The sequence below is a fragment of the Mesorhizobium sp. W067 genome (assembly GCF_054719525.1).
Window position 1 is genome coordinate 3,234,427 of sequence record NZ_JBTTII010000001.1, and the last position, 18,184, is coordinate 3,252,610.

The following is an 18,184-nucleotide window of genomic DNA, read 5'->3' on the forward strand; positions in this document are numbered from 1 at the left end:
CGTGTAATGTCTGCGCATCACATAGTGGAGGGATGAGATGACACGTTTTGCAGGCCTGCTGGCGTCCGCCTTCCTCCTGTTGCTGCCGCTATCTTCGGCCCGCGCCGCCGCGCCCAAAGCGGCAACCGCTTTGGTCGAGGCCAAAACGGTGACCGAGCGCAACCGTGCGCTCACAACGCTTGAGTCTGCAGCGAAAGGCGATCCGGCGTCAGCCTACGCCGCCGGCGCCGGCGAATTCTTCACCGCCCTGGAAATCCTGGCCGGCGGCCTGCACCGCCACGGGTTCGAAAGCCCGCAATCCTTCATGCTGCCGCTGATGCGGCTGCCGATTCCGGACAATCCCAATCCCGAACCGCTGACCTATGAGCAGTTCCGCGCCATCCTGGTCGCCTTTCGCGACCGGTTGGAACGGTCGGCGGCGACACTGGGTTCGGTGCCCGCGGGAGCCGATATCGGCATGGTCGTCGACCTCACCCATGCCGGGATCGATCTCAACGAGGACGGTGCCATCGCGCCGGATGAAAGCATGGCCGCGATTATGGCCTCGCTGTCGCGCGGCGGTATCTCGTCGGACGGCGCCGCTCCCTCGCTCACATTCCGCTTCGACCGGGCCGACGGTTTCTGGCTGCAGGGCTATGCCGAGTTCCTGATGGCGCAGGCCGATTTCTGGCTGGCGCATGATTTCAGGACCATGTTCGACGGCTCGTTCCACATGCTGTTCCCGCGCGCCAAACTGCCGCTGCAGGACGTTCTGGTGCCTCCCGCCGGGGACATGGGCAGCAGCATCTTCTCATCGGAATGGCGCATCGCGGATTTCATCTCCATGGTTCACCTCGTCAACTGGCCGGTGGTCGAGCCCGAGCGACGTCAAGCGGCGCGCCGCCATCTGCTCGAAATGATCCGGCTGTCGCGCCAGGACTGGAAGGCGATCCGCGCCGAGACCGACAATGACCGCGAATGGCTGCCGGGACCGCAGCAGAAGGGCGAGAACCCGCTCACCGGGCTCGAAGTCGGCGAGGAGCAGGTCGAGGCCTGGCTCGCCACTCTGACCATGGCCGAAGACCTTTTGGAAGGCCGCAAGCTGCTGCCGCATTTCCGCATCACGGCCAGCACCGGCCAGGGCATCAACATGAAGCGTTTCTTCGAAGAACCGAAGCCTTTCGACCTCGTACTGTCGATTACCGGCCCGGCCATCGCGCCCTACCTCGAGAGCGGTGAGATCGTGACCAGCGGCGAGTTCGACCAGATCCAGCGTCAGTTCGGTGGCGGTGGGTTTTTGACCTTCGCGCTGTGGTTCAATTGAACAGGTGGGCCGGCTTTGCGTGACACAGCTCCTGACACCCTTGTGTCAGGAGCTTCGACCCGCTTAGTGTCCCTTGCCACTGCACTCTTTCCATTTTGGCGGACTCTGCCCATATTTGGGGCATGGCCAAACTTCCCGAGAAAAAGACACCGTCTCCGGCGGGTGACAACAGCGCTTCGCCGCCCAAGCGGCGCAGCCCGTTGACCGATTTCCTCGATGCTTCGGAGCCCTTGCACAAGGGTGGCTTCGCCGAGGCGCCGCAGGCTGACTTCACCGGCACGCCGCTGAGCGGCTCGATTGCCGACTGGGCAGAGCAGATAGAGCAGGAGGCCGAGAAGGAAGGGCGTAGTTCCGGCGGCGCCAAGCCGCCGAAGGTGGCGAAGAAGATTCCGGAACGCTCAACCTCCCCCGGCCGCAGTTCGCGCGGCACCTCGATGGGCGGCGCGGCCACGGCCCGCGAGCGCACCGCCGCCGGCCTCAACCCGGTCGCCGGTCTCGACATCTCGCTGGAAGACGCCGAGACGATGGCCTCGGGCAGCGTCACCGCGACGGTCGCGGCGCTGTCGGCGCTGATCGAATCCGGCAACCCGCTGCACAAGGACGGCGTGCTGTGGACGCCGCACCGCCCTGCCCGCCCGGAAAAATCCGAAGGCGGCATCGCCATCAAGATGGTGTCGGATTTCGAGCCGGCCGGCGACCAGCCGACCGCCATCAAGGATCTTGTCGAGGGCGTCGACAACAATGATCGCACTCAGGTGCTGCTCGGCGTCACCGGCTCCGGCAAAACCTTCACCATGGCCAAGGTGATCGAGCAGACGCAGCGCCCTGCTTTGATCCTGGCGCCCAACAAAACGCTGGCCGCGCAGCTCTATTCCGAGTTCAAGAAATTCTTCCCCGACAATGCGGTCGAGTATTTCGTCTCCTATTACGACTACTACCAGCCCGAAGCCTACGTCCCGCGTACCGACACCTTCATCGAGAAGGAATCCTCGATCAACGAGCAGATCGACCGCATGCGGCATTCGGCGACCCGCTCGCTGCTCGAGCGCGACGACGTCATCATCGTCGCTTCGGTGTCCTGCATTTACGGTATCGGCTCGGTCGAGACCTACACGGCGATGACCTTCCAGATGCAGATCGGCGACCGGCTCGACCAGCGGGCTCTGCTCGCGGATCTGGTCGCCCAGCAGTACAAGCGCCAGGACATCAATTTCGTGCGCGGCTCGTTCCGCGTGCGCGGCGACACGATCGAAATCTTCCCGGCCCACCTTGAGGACCGCGCCTGGCGCATCTCGATGTTCGGCGACGAGATCGAGGCGATCACCGAATTCGATCCGCTCACCGGCCAGAAGACCGGCGAGCTGAAGAGCGTCAAGATCTACGCCAACTCGCACTATGTGACGCCGCGTCCAACGCTCAACCAGGCGATCAAGTCGATCAAGGAGGAGCTCAAGCACCGGCTGGTCGAGCTCGAGCGCGCCGGCCGCCTGCTGGAGGCACAGCGGCTCGAACAGCGCTGCCGCTTCGATCTTGAGATGCTGGAAGCCACCGGCTCCTGCGCCGGCATCGAGAACTATTCGCGCTATCTCACGGGACGCCAGCCGGGCGATCCGCCGCCGACTTTGTTCGAATATATCCCCGACAATGCGCTGGTCTTCATCGACGAAAGCCACGTCACCGTGCCGCAGATCGGCGGCATGTATCGTGGCGACTTTCGGCGCAAGGCGACACTGGCGGAGTATGGTTTTCGCCTGCCCTCCTGCATGGATAATCGCCCGTTGCGCTTCGAGGAATGGGACGCCATGCGTCCGCTCTCCGTCGCGGTTTCTGCGACACCCGGCGCCTGGGAGATGGAACAGGCCGGCGGCGTGTTCGCCGAGCAGGTCATCCGCCCGACCGGCCTGATCGATCCGCCGGTCGAAGTCCGCCCGGCGAAAAGCCAGGTCGACGATGTCGTCGGCGAAATCCGCGACACCACGGCCGCCGGCTACCGCACGCTGGTCACCGTTTTGACCAAGCGCATGGCCGAAGACCTGACCGAATATTTGCATGAGCAAGGCGTGCGCGTTCGCTACATGCACTCCGACATCGACACGCTGGAGCGCATCGAGATTCTGCGCGATCTCCGCCTCGGCGCTTTCGACGTGCTGGTCGGCATCAACCTGCTGCGCGAAGGCCTCGACATTCCTGAATGCGGTTTCGTCGCCATCCTCGACGCCGACAAGGAGGGCTTCCTGCGCTCCGAGACGTCGCTGATCCAGACCATCGGTCGCGCCGCCCGCAACGTCGACGGCAAGGTCATCCTCTATGCCGACCAGGTCACCGGCTCGATGGAGCGGGCGATGGCCGAGACCAACCGCCGCCGCGAAAAGCAGATGGAATGGAACGCGGCCAACGGCATCACCCCGGAATCGGTGAAGTCGCGCATCTCCGACATTCTGGACTCGGTCTACGAGAAGGACCATGTCCGCGCCGATATCTCGCAGTTCACCGACGGCGCCGGTGCGATGATGGGCAACAATCTCAAGGCTCATCTCGACGCCATGGAAAAGCAGATGCGCGACGCCGCCGCCAATCTCGACTTCGAGAAGGCCGCCCGCATCCGCGACGAGATCAAGCGGCTGCGCGAGATGGAACTGTCCATCTCGGAAGACCCTCTGGCCAAATACGCCGACATGGAAAGCCCGGTCTCCGGCCGCGAGAAGGGCAAGCACAACAAGGGCGTGGCCAAGCACCGTACGGCTGAGGAACAGGAGCGTTTCCGCAAGTTCGACGACGCACGCGCGGCTGAAGAGGCGGCCAGGGCTGCCCGCTCCAACCTCTTCCGCAAGCCGGCGCTCGACGAAATGGGTGCCGAGGGCGCCGTGCCGGTGAAGAAGCCGCTATTTGCCAAGCCGTCGATCGACGATATGGGGCCTGGTACCGACATGCCGACGCCGTCAGGCGCGGTGTCGCGCTCGCTGTTCAAGAAACAGTCGGCGCAGGAAGCGCACGGCTCCGACTTCGGCATCCCGGGCGACGCCACCAAGCCGCTGTTCAAGAAGAACTCACTGGACGAGATGACGGTTCGGCGGACCGAAAAGCCGATCGAAGGAAAACTGCCGGCCAAGCCGCAGCCAATCTCCCCCCAGCTGGGGGAGATGTCCGGAGGGACAGCCGCGAAGGATCGCGACGCCAAGCCAATCATTCGCCAGCGTGCCGGCATCGGCTCCTATGAGGACCCAGGCGACGCGCGTCGCGAGAAACGACGGCCTGGCAAGACGGGCAGGCCGGGAAAGTAGCACCTCTTTCCTTCTCCCCTTGTGGGAGAAGGGAAGAGCGCTCCACCGCGGCCGCATCCGTCGCCCACTTGCCTCCACCCCCGCCTTTGGTGTAATCGCTCCACACACTCAAAGTTTTGTCTTGAAAGGAGGGCTGCGTGTCTATCGATCACCATCATCAGCGTGGCCCGATTTCTGCCCTGCGAGTTCGCTTGCAGGGTTGACCAGGGACATTACGGGTTTTTTCCCGTTTCGATTTTTTGGTCTGCCCTTCGTGGTGCGCAAAGCTGAGCCTGATGGCCGGCAAGCACACCGTCAAAGTGCATCCGGAGTTGTCTCCGGCGAGACCAGAGAAATCACAATGGCCCTGATCAGCCTCAAATCCTTCGGCGTCACCATGAGTGCGCCGCTGTTTTCCAACCTCGACCTCACCATCGGCACCGGCGACCGGCTCGGCATCGTTGCCGCCAATGGCCGCGGCAAGTCGACCTTGCTTAAATGCCTGACCGGCGCGCTGGAGCCGACCTCGGGCGACATTTCTCGCACGCGCGGCCTGCGTGTCGGCCATGTCGAGCAGTCGGTTCCACCTGCCCTTCTTAGCCGCACCTTCCATCAGGTGGTGGCCGATGCCTTGCCGGCCGAGCAGGCCGACAGCGAGATGTGGCGCGTCGATGTGGTGCTGGATTCGCTCGACGTGCCCGAGCCGATGCGCGAACGGCCGATGCAGGCGCTGAGCGGCGGATGGCAGCGGCTGGCGCTGATCGCCCGCGTCTGGGTCACCGATCCGGATGTGCTTTTGCTCGACGAGCCGACCAACCATCTCGACCTCGCCAAGATCAGCCAGCTGGAAAGCTGGCTGAACGCCCTGCCGCGCGAGGTGCCGGTGGTCATCGCCAGTCACGACCGCGCCTTTCTCGACGCTGTCACCAACCGCACGCTGTTCTTGCGCCCGGAGGACTCGCCGGTGTTTGCACTGCCCTATTCCAGGGCGAGGCAAGCGCTCGACGACCTGGACGCTTCGACGGCGCGCCGGTTCGAGCGCGACATGAAGGTGGCGCAGCAGCTGCGCAAGCAGGCCGCCAAGCTCAACAACATCGGCATCAATTCCGGCAGCGACCTTTTGACGGTGAAGACCAAGCAACTCAGGGAACGGGCGGAGAAGCTGGAAGACGCCGCGGTATCGGCGCATCGCGAGAAATCAGCCGGCGCGATCCGGCTGGCCAACCGCGGCACCCATGCCAAGGTGCTGATTACGCTGGACGACGCCACGGTGGAAACGCCGGACGGCATGCTGCTGTTCAAGACCGGCAAGCGCCACATCTGCCAGGGCGATCGCATCGTGCTGCTCGGCCGCAACGGCGTCGGCAAGTCGCGTTTCGTCGATCTGATCCGCAACGCCATCGCCGAGCCGGACACGGTGCCGAACGTCAAGGTGACGCCGTCGACGGTGCTTGGCTACAGCGACCAGGCGCTGGCCGGCATCAGTGGCGACGACACGCCGCTGGCCCTGGTCTCGCACCGCTACGATGTCGGCGAGCAACGCGCCCGCTCGCTGCTTGCCGGCGCCGGCGTGGTCATCGAGATGCAGGAGAAAAAGATCGGCGTGCTGTCCGGTGGCCAGAAGGCGCGGCTGATGATGCTGGCGCTCAGGCTCGCCAACCCTAACTTCTACCTGCTCGACGAGCCGACCAACCATCTCGACATAGACGGCCAGGAAGCGCTGGAAGCGGAACTGCTGGAACATCAGGCGAGCTGCCTGCTCGCCTCGCATGACCGTTCCTTCATCCGCGCCATCGGCAACCGCTTCTGGCTGATCGACAAGCGGAAGCTGACCGAAGTCGAAGACCCCGAGGATTTCTTCCGCTCGGTGGCTGAAACGGCGGGCTGAGGAACTACCACCATGGGCCGTACCGTGTTGCGGCCCATGCTTTCGCATCTCCCGCAAATATTTTCAGCGTTCTGTCGGATCGGCTGAACCTGCTGCGTCCTTGGGATGCCGACACGATGATGCCGGCTTCATCTGAGGAGAACGCATCATGTCCATTTTGTCATCCATAGGCCGCGTCGCCGCCCGTTACGCACAGAACCGCGCCGGCTATCGCAGCGAGCGCGAGCTTCTGGCCCTGCCGATCGAACTGCGCAAGGATATCGGCTGGCCGGAAATCCTCATCGACGCGCAAAACGGCCCGCGGATCTGCAGGGCGCCCTGACCATGCGGTCGGGAAAGATCGATGCAGGCCGCCGCGGGGCGACCGTAGCTCAGTCATGCGTATCGCCCGACAGCGGCGTCGCCTGCATCGATCGACGCTTTTCGAACGCCTCGAACCAGCGCGTCAGCCGCGCCCGCGCGCGAAAGGACGGCAGCTGGCGGAACGCCATCCAGGACAGCGTGGTGGCAAGCGCTATATGGCCGACATGGAGCGGTGTCTCGTCGTCCAGCGCGCTTTCGATCCAGTCATAGCTGGCCTCGATTTTTTCCCGGTAGCCTTCGGCAAGCGCTGCATAGCGCAACTGTTCGGGCCGCCTTTCCGTCTCCCAGCGCAGGCCTATGCCCGTCTGCGCCAGGCCTTGGGCGACCGCCTGCAGCCGCAACGCCTGCCAGCGCGCTTCGCCGTCCTGCGGCAGCAATTTGCGGCCGTCATGCAGCGTATCGAGATAGGCGCAGATGACATCGGAATCGAAGAGCGGCGGCGCATCCGGCCGCAGCAGCACCGGCACCTTGCCGAGCGGGTTTTCGGCGCAGACACGGGCATTGCGCAAGGTCGGGCTGGTCTCGTGATGAATGACCTCGAGCCGGTCGGCAAGCCCGACCTCATGGGCGAAGACGAGCGCCTTGCGCGCAAAGGGCGAATGGGTCTGGTAATAGAGGATCATTGTCGTCTCAGCGGGTTGGAGAAGCGGTCCCCTTTCTAGCCTGCTGACAGCGAGGATTGCGCTCTGATTGGGCGCCGCCGACGCAAGTTCGTTTCGCCAGAAAATCGCATCGGCCCAGAAAATCGCATCAGACATGTAGGATCGCCGCCGCCTCGTTCGTCCTAGGGTTCGCAAGGCCAACCAAGCGCCCAGACCAAACCCAAAGAGGAACAAGACATGACCGACCAGACCCCCATTCAGCCGGCCGCGAAAGTTCTCGGTGGATTGACCCCCTATCTGCAGCTGGACGGCGCCTTCAAGGCCGCCGAATTCTACAAGAAGGCTTTCGGCGCCGAACAGGTGTTCTTCTATCCGCCCGATGAGCAGGGCCGCACGATGCACATTCATCTCCACATCAACGGCTCGACGCTGATGATTTCCGATTTCTACCCCGAAAACGGCATGCCTGCCGTCAAGCCGCAGGGCTATACCATGCAGCTCCATCTCGGCGCCGACGAGATCGATGGCTGGTGGAAGCGCGCAGTCGGTGCCGGCTGCGAAGTCGCAGTGCCGCTGCAGCTGATGTTCTGGGGCGACCAGTGGGGCAACATGCGCGACCCCTTCGGGGTCGAATGGGCGATGAACGCGCCGGCGAAGAAAGACTGACCACCGCTGACAAAGCTCCTCACCGGCTGACGCCGGTAAGGAGCTTTGTGAGATACTCCAAGGAAAACCCAATGTCCTATGTCGATGGTTTCGTGCTCGCCGTGCCGAAGGCAAATATCGATGACTACAAGAAGCTGGCCAACCTCGCAGGCCCGATATGGAAGGAACACGGAGCGCTCGCCTATGTCGAATGTACCGCCGACGACGTGCCCTATGGCGAGTTGACCTCGTTTCCGCGTGCCGTTCAGGCAAAAGACGACGAGATCGTCGTCTTCGCCTGGGCCGTCTATTCGTCCAGGCAAAGCCGCGACGCGGTAATGGCCAAGGTTATGGCCGATCCGCGTTTGACGCCCGATTCGGGGCCTATGCCCTTCGATATGAAGCGCATGATCTTCGGCGGCTTCCAGCCCTTCATCGAGCTTTAGCCGCTGCTCAGGCCAGCTTGTCCAGCAGCGGCTTCAACCTGTCGCCATAGCGCTTCCAGAGATCGACCGAACCCTGATACATCGGCTGGCGCACCTGCGCGGCCGAGGCCGTGCGCACCGGACGGTCGGTCTCGTGGAACGACAGCGCCTTGTCGTCCCAGGACAGGCCGAGATGCGCGATCAGCGCCCGCGTCTGTCCCTCTTGGTCGGCCACGAAATCCTCGTAACGCACGTCATGGACGACGCCCGGCAGAACATCGTGCCAATGCGCCATGATGTCGGTGTAGATGTTGTGGAAGTCGGCGAGCTCGCCCAGATCATAGCCGTAGCGGTGGTTGTCGCCGCGGAAATGCACCTTGTAGATCGAAAGGCAGGTCGCCGCCGCATCGCGCGCGCAATGGATGATCTTGGCTTTCGGCAGCATCATATGGATGAAGCCGATGAGCAGGAAGTTGCCTGGCATCTTGTCTGTGACATGCCTGAAGTTGGGATAGCGCTCATGCAGCATGTCGAGATAGGCTTGGCCCGCTACGGCAAACTCCGCGTCGGATACATCGACCAGTCCCCAGGGGAAACCTCCGGGCATGGTCAGCGGAAATTGCTTGCCGACCGCGGTTTTCAACATGCTGAGCTCGCCCGCGCCATAGACTTGTGGATGGCTGGCGATGATCTGTTCGACCAGCGTGGTGCCGGAGCGCGGCATGCCGACGACGAAAATCGGCGTGTCGTCGGAGATTGCACTTGGCTTGTGCTTTTCGAAAAAGCCGGCGTTGAACACCGTCTTCATCGCCTCGAATTCGGCCCGCGTCCTGACCGGATCATAATCGATGCCCTTGCGGCGGATCGCATTGCCTTCAGCGAAATAGTCGAAGGCCCTGTTATAGTCCTTCAAATCGTCATTGGCCTTGCCGAGACCGAAGGACAGCTGCATGCGTGCCAGGCTGTCGGCCGGCGCCTTGGCATGCTGGGCCTCCATGCCGGCGAGTTCGGCGTCGCGCTCCTTCTGGCGCTTGACCTGCGTCAGCATCAGCCAGGCCTTTGCCATGCCTGGCGTGATCGCCAACGCCTGCCGAAACAGGTCTGCCGCTTCATCGAGCTTGCCTTTTTCCATCAGCCCGACGCCGAGCCCATGCAACAGGTCGGCATCCCTGGGCCGGATCGTCAGCGCCTCGCGAAAGGTCGCCAGCGCCTCATCCAGACGACCGGCTTCCTGCAACGTTTCGGCAAGCCCGATGCGGGCGCGGACATGGAAGGGATTGCGCCCGATTGTGCCGCGATAGATGTCCTCCGCAGCCTCGAACTGGCCGAGCTGTTTCAACGCCGAACCCAGATTGTCGCGTGCCGCGAGCTGGTCGGGCTTGAGATCGACCGCGCCGCGGAAGAAATCGGCGGACGCGGCAACGCGGCCGAGATCGCGCATCACCGTGCCGAGATTGTTGAGGAAATCGGGATTCTTCGGCTGCAGACGCACAGACTGCTCGATCAGCTCCAGCCCTTCGGGGCTGCGCCCGGTCTGGTGCAGCAACAGGCCCAGGAAATGCGCCGCTGCCGGGTGTTTGGCCTTGCGCGCCAGCACCTGCCGGTACAGCGTCTCGGCCTCCTGCCGGCGCCCGGCCTGATGCAGCTGCAGCGCCTGCTGCACATATTGGTCGAGGCCCAGCGGCGGCTGTCCGCCAGCTCCAGCACCCGCCGCTCTTCTCTGATCTCTGTTGATGGGAAACCTGCCGTGTTTTGTCCGCTTGCCGCGATCTAGGCCATCGGCGCTGCAGGTTCAAGGGAAGAGTGGGCTCGCCAAGGGCGCGGACCTCTTCGAAACTCTAGAGGAATTCCAGGAAAATGTAGCGTTCAAATCAGCCGGTTGCTCTCGGCGAGCCGGCGCTCCCGCCGTAGCGTGCCGTCGGTGTCGGCAATCTTGCGCCGTGCCGCTTCGTCGCTTCTTATCGTCAGGCGCACTGATATTGCCTTGGGGAAGGGGACGATTGGCTCGATTGTTGCGGTCGGACGATCCGGCGTTTTCATGAATCTCATATATTTTTGCCTTTCGTAAAAAATAATCTTAGGGGCACCGGAATAATTATTCCGATGCTCTCTAAATAAGAAATTGGCTGATATTGTTCCACGATAGCAGATTTATTAGGGGTTTATACGAGAAATTTTTTATACCGGTCGAGCCGTGGCGGAAATCAGCTTGAATAACCAACAATTTCGGATTATTGATCTGAGATCGTTTTTTGGGTCAAGCTTGGCATATAGCGGCGTCGGAGATACTCGACCCGCCAAACTCATTCCAATCGCCGATGGTTGAGTTCCCGGTTGATGCCGGAAAGCATCGACGAACCAGAGCCAAGCCAATGCCGGATCGCACCACCCGTTCCATCGCCCATTTCGCGGCACCCTTCGTGCTTGGCGGGCTGGAAGGGCAACTGCCGGCCGGCGACTATGACATCGATCACGACGAAGAGCTGATCGAGGGCATGTCGCGGCTTGCCTGGCGTCGCGTCGCCACCTTCATCCATTTGCCGGCAAGGGCGGTGAAGAACCCGGCCACCAGCCAGCTTGTCGCCATCGACTACCTCGAACTCGAAACAGCGCTGAGGCGCGACCAGGAGAACGCAGCATGATCCGCTTCCAGCAGAATGCGCGTCCGCGCACCGATACGCCCTCGCACCTCTTCGCCATCGGCCAGACCGTGCGCATGAAGAGCCGCAGCGGGCTCGCCCAGCAGACCGCCGAGCTGTTTCAGATCAAGAGCAGATTGCCGGTCAAGGATGGCTCGCCGCAATATCGCATCCGCAGCGAGGAGGAGACCTATGAGCGGGTCACCACGGAAGACAACCTCGAAGTAGCGGACGCCCCGGCTGTCCCCGACAGCCAGGCCGTCTGACACCGCACCCACCCAGCACGTACGAAGGAGCAGACAGATGGCCAAGGGTCAGCAGCGCAGCAATCGCGAAACGCGCAAGCCCAGGAAAGACAAGGTGGTGGCCAAGGCCGCCTCCCCGTTCGGTTCCTCGGTCAAGCAAGCCGAGAGCGGCCTGAAGCCGAAGTCGAAGGGCTGACCAGCCAGGGGCGCGCCTGGCGCACCTGCCTGAAATGGACTGACGATCTCGCGCAAAACTCTGCAACGGAGGCTTGCTTGACGTTCTTCGTCGAGCCGCTCGCGCGACGCCGACGAAGCCACGCTCGACAAGGTATCGCTGGACGCGCCGAACCTGCGCGCCGCCCTGCAGGGCGCCACCGCGCTGTTCCACAGCCTCGCCATGCCGCAGATCCCCGACCGTCTGCGCATTTGCGACGAGGACGGCGCAGAGCTTTATCCCGGCCCGGCCGACGGGGCGTATTCGGCGTAGGCAACCACTCCGATACGCGACCTTGCCTTCTTCCCTTGGAGGTGAGAAGCCGGTCCGCGCAGCAGACGAAAGGCCAATTGCTTGACTTTTCGAGTTTCGAGCGCCCTGAGCCTGCGAAGGACCGAGGGTGGCCCGGTCCACCTGCGGGGTCCCCGCTGCTTCGCAGCGTCCCGGCGTTCGCCAGCCTTTCATCGTGCTACAGAGACGATGGATACTCCTCCGGCGGACTCACCCGACAGGGGAGAAGAAAATCAGCAGGGGCCGTCCTCGACGACGCGGTAGTCGGCGGCACGGGCCTCGCAGGCGTTGGGAAAGGTGCGCAGCTCGCCATGGCGGCGGGCGCAGACCGGGGCGTATTCGCGCGTGCAGAATGTCGGCTCTTCGCCGCCACCACCGCCACCACCGCCGTCGCGGCAAGGGCCGTCGCGAACGATGCGGTAGCCTTCCCGTTCGGCAAGGCAGGCATTGGCGAAGGTCTGGCGGTCACCGCCGCGCCGCGCGCAGACCGGCTCGTATTGCCTGGTGCAGAATTCCGGTTCCGGCCGTGGCGGGCGCGGACGTGGTCCCGGCCCGTCATCGACGACGACGGTGCAGGCCGCAAGAAGACCCGACAGGAAGAGAATGGCAAAACCCTGGCGCGAGAAGATCGCCGCAAGAAATCTCATGAATATGCCTCCCTCGAGCCGGCGCAAAACGCGCCTGTCGATCCTCGCCATTCCCTTGCCAAATGCAACCCCCGTTTGCGGCGCGGGAGCCATGCGATGCTCGCCCCCGCATTGGTCTGGCCCTGGACCAGACCGCTGGACCATGCGTGGCCGGGCTCTGGCTGATGAACTCTTAAGAACCCAGGTTTATCGAAGCGCCTTCGTTGGGATGCGTCGATGGACGCGGCCCGCGGCGCTATCTTGCAACGATCACGTTTCCGTGCGATAAATTTTGTGTTCGGGCATTTGCGACCCGGAGAGCGGAACGTTTTGGACGACCTTTCCCCGATACTGTGAATCTCTGACGGCCCCATTTTCGGCGGGGGGTTTTACCATGCGCAAATGCAGGACTGCCGAAGCAACCACCGGGACTTGCCCACGATGCCAGGCGGCGGGCAAACCACAAGACTGACACGGGTGAAGGAGTTTCCCCAATGGCCCAGACCGGCACCGTTAAATTCTTCAACGCGACCAAAGGCTTCGGCTTCATCACGCCCGACGGCGGCGCCAAGGATGTGTTCGTCCACATTTCCGCGATCGAGGCCTCGGGCCTGCGTACCCTCGTCGACGGCCAGAAGGTCACCTTCGACGTTGAACCCGACCGCATGGGCAAGGGTCCGAAGGCGGTCAACCTCCGCGCGGCCTGAACCGGCGGTGCCCGCGCGCCCGTCAGGGCGCTCGAAAAAGCACCTCAAGCGTGTTTGAACCGGCTTTGTCAGCCGTCCAGAGTTTCGAAGGCGCGACGTTTCCCGTTGCGCCTTTTTCATGACCGCCGTCGCCGGAGGCAAAGGACGCTTTATCGGTCAATGCCGTGGCTGATCGCCGGAGCAATCGTCTGGCGCGAATTGCCTTCGGTGCCACGATCTATTTGAGCAGCCTTCAGCGTTGCCGCCGTCGCCAAAACTTTCTCTTGCCGATAGCGCTAAAATAAAGGACAAATTTCCCTTCGGGCATTTGCCGGCCCGAAACTGGACTTTATGGGATCAAAGGGAGCTTCCCATGCCGCAGACCGGCACCGTCAAATTCTTCAATCATGCCAAAGGCTTCGGCTTCATTACGCCCGACGACGGGCAGAAGGATGTCTTCGTTCATATTTCGGCCGTGCAGGCTTCGGGTCTTTCCGGTCTGGAGGATGGACAAAAAGTGACATTCGACACCGAGCCGGACAAGCGCGGCAAGGGGCCGAAGGCCGTCAACCTGTCGGTCGGCTAAGCCGGCTCAAGACAGTCCGGACGGAGATTGACGAGGCGGAGCGCCTTGCGTACGCGCTTGGTTTTGCCGCAAGAACTGGATCGTATCAGCCAATTCCGTTCAGCCCCCGTTCAGCCACGGTCTTCTATTAATCGTCCCCTAGGCTGGACCGCATCCCCGAAAACTATCCGGGCCGGCACGAAGGAGACCAAAATGAATCGCATTTTCAAGACCGCCATCCTGGGCGCCGCTCTCGCCGCGACCACCCTCGCCACCTTGCCTGCCGCCAATGCCAAGGACTGGAACCGCTGGCATCATGGCCATGGTCGTCATCATAATGGCGACGCGCTTGCGGCCGGTGTCGTCGGCCTTGCGGCCGGCGCTCTGATCGCCGGTGCGCTGAGCAACCCGCAGCCGCGCTACAGCAGCTATGACGACGATTACGACTACCGCGAAGTGCGGCCGGCGCCGGTGCGCCGTTACTATGCCGAACCGCGGGTCGTCTATGCCGACCGCTATGCCGAGCCGTGGACCCGCGACTGGTACGAATACTGCTCGGACCGCTACCGGAGCTTCAATGCCCGCAGCGGCACGTTCACCGGCAATGACGGTGAGCAGCATTTCTGCGTCGCGAATTGAGCTTCCCTGTGCCACAAAAAGCGCTGACCGCAAGGCCAGCGCTTTTTTTTTGGCAGAAAGACATCGCTAAGTCAGGAAGGGATTGGTCCGCCTCTCCTCGCCAAAGCGGCCACCCGGGCCGTGGCCGCAGATGAAGCCGATCTCGTCACCGAGCGGCAAAAGCTTGTTCTTAATCGAGGCGATCAGCGCCGCATGGTCGCCGCCCGGCAGGTCGGTGCGCCCGACCGAGCCGCGAAACAGCACGTCGCCGACATGAGCGAACTTCGCCGCGCGATTGTAGTATACGACATGGCCGGGCGCATGGCCGGGGCAGTGCAGCACCTCGAACATATGTGAGCCGAACGAAACCGTCTCGCCCTCTGCGAGAAACCGGTCGGGCACGCAGTTGCGCGCCCCGGCAATGCCGTAGCGCTGGCCCTGGTTCTCGAGATTGTCGAGCAATAGCTTGTCGGCTTCGTGCGGGCCGATGATCTCGATGCCGAGTGCTTCCTTCAGCTCCATGGCGCCGCCGGCGTGATCGATGTGGCCATGGGTGATCCAGATCGCAGCGGCGGTGATCGCATTGTCCTTCAGCACCGCCAGCACCTTGTCGATGTCGCCGCCCGGATCGACGACGACGCCATGCTTGTCATCCATGTCGAACAGGATGGTGCAGTTCTGCTGGAAAGGCGTGACCGGCACGATGCCGGCATTGAGCTGACCCATGATTGTCCTTTCGCTGTTCCAGCGTGATGTAGAGGCGCGGGCGAAGGCCGTCCACTGCTGAAAGGCAAACAGTCCGTCCTAAAACAGAAATGGGCGGCCCAACGGCCGCCCATTTGACGAAGCCTGAGTCTCTAGCAATTCCAGGAAAAGTGTAAAGCGGTTTTCCGTCCGGAATTGCGTAAAACAACAAACTAGATCATTCGCCGTGAAACGGTGAATGATCTAGAGGCTTACTTCTTCATCGCGCCCATGACCGCACCGATGATGCCGGTCAGGATGGCGCCGCCGCCGGCGCCGCCGAGCAGGTTTTTGAGGTTCAGCGTATCGCCCAATCCGCCCGCTGCCGTTGCAGCCGCTGCCGGGTCGGCCGTGCCGCCGAGCAGGCTGCCGAGGATCGCCGCCCCGCCAACGCCGCCAACCGCGCCGCCGAGGATTTTGGTCAACTGGCCCATCGCCGCATTCTTCAGCGCAACGCCGACCGCCTGACCACCGACAACACCTGCAATTACCTGTACAACGAGCGCAATGAGCGTATTCGTATCCATGTACCTAGTCCCTCCATAGCTGCCAGCCTCCCGGGCCGACACCATCATGAGACGCTGAATTGTACGAAAGTCAAATGCACAGATGCTGAAATAAAGGGGCCGGCCTCAAAACCGCCCCTGCTTGCGAAAAAAGCTGTGACTTTCGTTATTCTGCGGCTATCGCATGCTTAGGTTGCACCGCAGCAGAATAGTCGTTCATCAAAGTCTTGGCGATCTCGCCGACCTCGAATCGGTAGGGACCGATCTCGGAGACCGGCGTCACTTCCGCTGCCGTTCCGGTGAGGAAGCACTGTTCCAAGCCTTCGAGTTCCTCAGGCATGATGGCGCGCTCGACGACTTCAAGGCCGCGGTCCTTGGCGAGGCCGATGACGGTGCGGCGGGTGATGCCGTCGAGGAAGCAATCGGGCTTCGGCGTGTGGATCTTGCCATCCTTGACGAAGAAGATGTTGGCGCCCGTTGCTTCGGCGACCTGGCCGCGCCAGTCGAGCATCATGGCATCGGCATAGCCCTTGGCCTCGGCGGCATGCTTGGACATGGTGCAGATCATGTAGAGGCCGGCGGCCTTCGACTTCGACGGCGCGGTGCGCGGATCGGGCCGGCGCCATTCCGCCAGATCGAGACGGATGCCCTTGAGCTTCTGCGCCGGGTCGAAATAGCTCGGCCATTGCCAGATGGCGATGGCGCAGTTGATGCGGCTGTTCTGCGCCGACACGCCCATCTGTTCGCTGCCGCGCCAGGCGATCGGCCTGACATAGGCATCCTGGAAACCCTGCTTCTTCAGAAGCGTGGTCGAGGCGTCATTGAGCTCGGCCACGGAATAGGGAATATTGAAGCCGAGCAGGCGCGCCGATTCATGCAGACGCTCGGTGTGCTCATTGAGCTTGAAGATGGCACCGCCATAGGCGCGCTCGCCCTCGAAGACGGCGCTGGCATAGTGCAGGCCGTGGGTCAGCACGTGGATCTTGGCGTCGGCCCATTTGACGAACTCGCCGTTGATCCAGATGAAGCCGTCCAGTTGGTCGAAGGGAACGGATGCCATGGAAACCTCCCGCGGGCGGCGACCCGCATATCATTGGTGTTGTTTTTGTTGCGCGACAGCCGCGTCGGGCGGCCCTTGAAGCGTAAGCGGAGAATCGAACTCTGGCAAACTCAGGAAGTTCCGGAAAAACCGCACTCCCTTCCCTTTTCGTTCGCAATCCGCCCAAAAGCTTGCCAAAAATTACCATTGCAGGGGAATTACGTCAATAGTACTGACATATTTCCCTCTATGGACGGAGAAATGATGACGGATCGAAGCCCAGCTGCCGGAAAACCGATCAAGACGCCGATCACCGACGAGGACGGCATCGACTTCGCCATCATCGAACTGTTCTTCTTTGCGTATCGCGATTTCACTTCCGATCCGGACCAGATCCTGGCCGATTACGGCTTTGGCCGCGCCCATCACCGGGTGCTGCATTTCGTCAACCGCCGGCCGGGACTGACGGTCGCTGAACTGCTCGACGTGCTCAAGATCACCAAGCAGAGCCTGGCGCGGGTGCTCAAGCAGTTGATCGACACCGACCATATCGTGCAATTGCAGGGTCCGCGCGACCGCCGCCAGCGGGAGCTCTATCCGACAGCCAAGGGGCGCGCCCTGGCGCTGGCCCTGGCGCGGCCACAGTCACGCCGCATCCGTGCTGCATTGGAAGATTCCGGAGCCAGCGAGCGTCCCTTGATCGAACGATTCCTGGAAGCCATGGTCAATCCGGAACTAAGGGCGCAGATCGACATTGTGCCTGCAAACATGTCAGGGAAAAGCCATGGAGACCATTGAGAGGGTGGACCAGCCGACGGCGCCGGACGATGACGCGCCGCATCTGCTTGTGGTCGACGACGACACCCGCATTCGCAATTTGCTCAAGCAGTATCTGACCGAAAATGGTTTTCGCGTCACAGTCGCCGGAAATGCCGGCGAGGCCAGGCGAAAGCTTGCAGGACTCGACTTCGACCTCCTTGTCCTCGACGTCATGATGCCCGGAGAGACCGGCGTCGACCTCACCAAGGCGCTGCGGGCGGAGAAGAACGTACCGATCCTGATGCTCACCGCGCTATCGGAAACCGACAGCCGCATCACTGGGCTCGAGGCCGGCGCCGACGACTATCTGCCCAAGCCCTTCGACCCGCGCGAACTGATCCTGCGCATCAATAACATTCTGCGCCGCGGCGGCCCGGCGACGACGCCCAAGGTCGAGCAGCTGGTCTTCGGCCCCTACACCTTCCAGATCGCCAGGCGCGAGCTGAAGCGGGGCGGCGAGGCGCTGAAGCTGACCGACCGCGAGCAGGAGATCTTGGCGATCTTTGCCGCGCGGGCCGGCGAAACGATCCCGCGTCACGAGCTTGTCGGCGACGATTCGGAAGTCGGCGAGCGCACCATCGACGTCCAGATCAACCGCCTGCGCCGCAAGATCGAGCGCGATCCGTCCAATCCGGTCTGGCTGCAGACGGTGCGCGGTATCGGGTATCGGCTCAGCGTGGAATAGAATGCCGCTGACGGCCGCCCT

Annotated in this window: 21 protein-coding genes; 14 read left to right on the plus strand and 7 right to left on the minus strand. The window is 62.5% G+C overall.

Going from position 1 to position 18,184, the window contains the following annotated elements:
- Positions 1 to 37: 37 nt before the first annotated feature.
- The 4 genes from ACYG97_RS15755 (at position 38) to ACYG97_RS15770 (ending at position 6,773) form a co-directional block, all read left to right on the plus strand.
- The gene (locus ACYG97_RS15755; protein ID WP_023733338.1) at positions 38 to 1,303 is read left to right on the plus strand and encodes a hypothetical protein; all 1,266 of its coding nucleotides are present in this window, start codon (positions 38 to 40) and stop codon (positions 1,301 to 1,303) included.
- A 122-nt stretch (positions 1,304 to 1,425) separates the two neighbouring features.
- A complete protein-coding gene (uvrB, locus tag ACYG97_RS15760) occupies positions 1,426 to 4,584 on the plus strand; it encodes an excinuclease ABC subunit UvrB (protein WP_023733339.1) in 3,159 nt (1,052 codons plus the stop codon).
- Positions 4,585 to 4,924: 340 nt separating this feature from the next.
- Positions 4,925 to 6,451 carry an ABC-F family ATP-binding cassette domain-containing protein gene (locus ACYG97_RS15765; RefSeq protein ID WP_023733340.1) on the plus strand — a complete coding sequence of 509 codons (1,527 nt, stop codon included), beginning with the start codon at positions 4,925 to 4,927 and terminating at the stop codon, positions 6,449 to 6,451.
- A gap of 148 nt (positions 6,452 to 6,599) precedes the next feature.
- A complete protein-coding gene (locus ACYG97_RS15770) occupies positions 6,600 to 6,773 on the plus strand; it encodes a hypothetical protein (protein WP_023733341.1) in 174 nt (57 codons plus the stop codon).
- Positions 6,774 to 6,822: 49 nt separating this feature from the next.
- On the opposite strand, the gene ACYG97_RS15775 is transcribed toward ACYG97_RS15770, so the two are convergent.
- Entirely contained in the window at positions 6,823 to 7,437 is a 615-nt protein-coding gene (locus ACYG97_RS15775; RefSeq protein WP_023695782.1) for a glutathione S-transferase, read from the minus strand.
- Between the two features lie 216 nt (positions 7,438 to 7,653).
- On the opposite strand from ACYG97_RS15775, the gene ACYG97_RS15780 reads away from it, so the two are divergent.
- The gene (locus ACYG97_RS15780) at positions 7,654 to 8,082 is read left to right on the plus strand and encodes a VOC family protein (RefSeq protein WP_023691563.1); all 429 of its coding nucleotides are present in this window, start codon (positions 7,654 to 7,656) and stop codon (positions 8,080 to 8,082) included.
- Between the two features lie 71 nt (positions 8,083 to 8,153).
- The gene (locus tag ACYG97_RS15785) at positions 8,154 to 8,507 is read left to right on the plus strand and encodes a DUF1428 domain-containing protein (protein WP_023733342.1); all 354 of its coding nucleotides are present in this window, start codon (positions 8,154 to 8,156) and stop codon (positions 8,505 to 8,507) included.
- A gap of 7 nt (positions 8,508 to 8,514) precedes the next feature.
- On the opposite strand, the gene ACYG97_RS15790 is transcribed toward ACYG97_RS15785, so the two are convergent.
- Both ACYG97_RS15790 and ACYG97_RS15795 read right to left on the minus strand, forming a co-directional pair.
- Positions 8,515 to 10,149, minus strand: a complete 1,635-nt coding sequence (locus tag ACYG97_RS15790; protein ID WP_023733343.1) for a tetratricopeptide repeat-containing sulfotransferase family protein — start codon at positions 10,147 to 10,149, stop codon at positions 8,515 to 8,517.
- Positions 10,150 to 10,352: 203 nt separating this feature from the next.
- Complete coding sequence (locus tag ACYG97_RS15795) at positions 10,353 to 10,535, minus strand: hypothetical protein (RefSeq protein ID WP_023733344.1); 183 nt, start codon at positions 10,533 to 10,535, stop codon at positions 10,353 to 10,355.
- Positions 10,536 to 10,858: 323 nt separating this feature from the next.
- On the opposite strand from ACYG97_RS15795, the gene ACYG97_RS15800 reads away from it, so the two are divergent.
- From ACYG97_RS15800 to ACYG97_RS15810, 3 genes are read left to right on the plus strand one after another with little or no spacing between them, the layout of a single operon-like run.
- Positions 10,859 to 11,128, plus strand: coding sequence for a hypothetical protein (locus tag ACYG97_RS15800; protein ID WP_023672014.1), 270 nt, complete (start codon positions 10,859 to 10,861; stop codon positions 11,126 to 11,128).
- Positions 11,125 to 11,391, plus strand: a complete 267-nt coding sequence (locus ACYG97_RS15805) for a hypothetical protein (RefSeq protein ID WP_023728230.1) — start codon at positions 11,125 to 11,127, stop codon at positions 11,389 to 11,391. Before ACYG97_RS15800 ends, ACYG97_RS15805 begins: the two co-directional genes overlap by 4 nt.
- A 37-nt stretch (positions 11,392 to 11,428) precedes the next feature.
- On the plus strand, positions 11,429 to 11,566 hold the full coding sequence (locus ACYG97_RS15810; RefSeq protein WP_023689689.1) for a hypothetical protein: 138 nt from the start codon (positions 11,429 to 11,431) through the stop codon (positions 11,564 to 11,566).
- A gap of 542 nt (positions 11,567 to 12,108) precedes the next feature.
- On the opposite strand, the gene ACYG97_RS15815 is transcribed toward ACYG97_RS15810, so the two are convergent.
- On the minus strand, positions 12,109 to 12,522 hold the full coding sequence (locus ACYG97_RS15815; RefSeq protein ID WP_023733345.1) for a Kazal-type serine protease inhibitor domain-containing protein: 414 nt from the start codon (positions 12,520 to 12,522) through the stop codon (positions 12,109 to 12,111).
- A gap of 473 nt (positions 12,523 to 12,995) precedes the next feature.
- Between ACYG97_RS15815 and ACYG97_RS15820 the strand changes: the two genes are divergently transcribed.
- The 3 genes from ACYG97_RS15820 (at position 12,996) to ACYG97_RS15830 (ending at position 14,391) form a co-directional block, all read left to right on the plus strand.
- Positions 12,996 to 13,208, plus strand: coding sequence for a cold-shock protein (locus ACYG97_RS15820; RefSeq protein WP_006202520.1), 213 nt, complete (start codon positions 12,996 to 12,998; stop codon positions 13,206 to 13,208).
- A 352-nt stretch (positions 13,209 to 13,560) separates the two neighbouring features.
- Positions 13,561 to 13,773, plus strand: a complete 213-nt coding sequence (locus ACYG97_RS15825; RefSeq protein ID WP_023672019.1) for a cold-shock protein — start codon at positions 13,561 to 13,563, stop codon at positions 13,771 to 13,773.
- A 192-nt stretch (positions 13,774 to 13,965) separates the two neighbouring features.
- The gene (locus ACYG97_RS15830; RefSeq protein WP_023672020.1) at positions 13,966 to 14,391 is read left to right on the plus strand and encodes a BA14K family protein; all 426 of its coding nucleotides are present in this window, start codon (positions 13,966 to 13,968) and stop codon (positions 14,389 to 14,391) included.
- A 66-nt stretch (positions 14,392 to 14,457) separates the two neighbouring features.
- Here ACYG97_RS15830 and ACYG97_RS15835 read toward each other — a convergent pair whose 3' ends face one another.
- The 3 genes from ACYG97_RS15835 to ACYG97_RS15845 all read right to left on the minus strand — a co-directional run bounded on the left by ACYG97_RS15835 (position 14,458) and on the right by ACYG97_RS15845 (position 16,680).
- Positions 14,458 to 15,096: an MBL fold metallo-hydrolase gene (locus ACYG97_RS15835; protein WP_023695789.1), complete on the minus strand. Its 639-nt coding sequence runs from the start codon at positions 15,094 to 15,096 to the stop codon at positions 14,458 to 14,460.
- Between the two features lie 230 nt (positions 15,097 to 15,326).
- Entirely contained in the window at positions 15,327 to 15,641 is a 315-nt protein-coding gene (locus ACYG97_RS15840) for a hypothetical protein (RefSeq protein WP_023672022.1), read from the minus strand.
- 145 nt (positions 15,642 to 15,786) lie between these two features.
- Positions 15,787 to 16,680: a branched-chain amino acid aminotransferase gene (locus ACYG97_RS15845; protein ID WP_023695790.1), complete on the minus strand. Its 894-nt coding sequence runs from the start codon at positions 16,678 to 16,680 to the stop codon at positions 15,787 to 15,789.
- A gap of 243 nt (positions 16,681 to 16,923) precedes the next feature.
- On the opposite strand from ACYG97_RS15845, the gene ACYG97_RS15850 reads away from it, so the two are divergent.
- Positions 16,924 to 17,457, plus strand: a complete 534-nt coding sequence (locus ACYG97_RS15850; RefSeq protein WP_023683723.1) for a MarR family winged helix-turn-helix transcriptional regulator — start codon at positions 16,924 to 16,926, stop codon at positions 17,455 to 17,457.
- Positions 17,444 to 18,163, plus strand: a complete 720-nt coding sequence (locus ACYG97_RS15855) for a response regulator (RefSeq protein ID WP_023672025.1) — start codon at positions 17,444 to 17,446, stop codon at positions 18,161 to 18,163. The genes ACYG97_RS15850 and ACYG97_RS15855 overlap by 14 nt, the downstream gene beginning before the upstream one ends.
- The last annotated feature ends 21 nt before the right edge of the window (positions 18,164 to 18,184 follow it).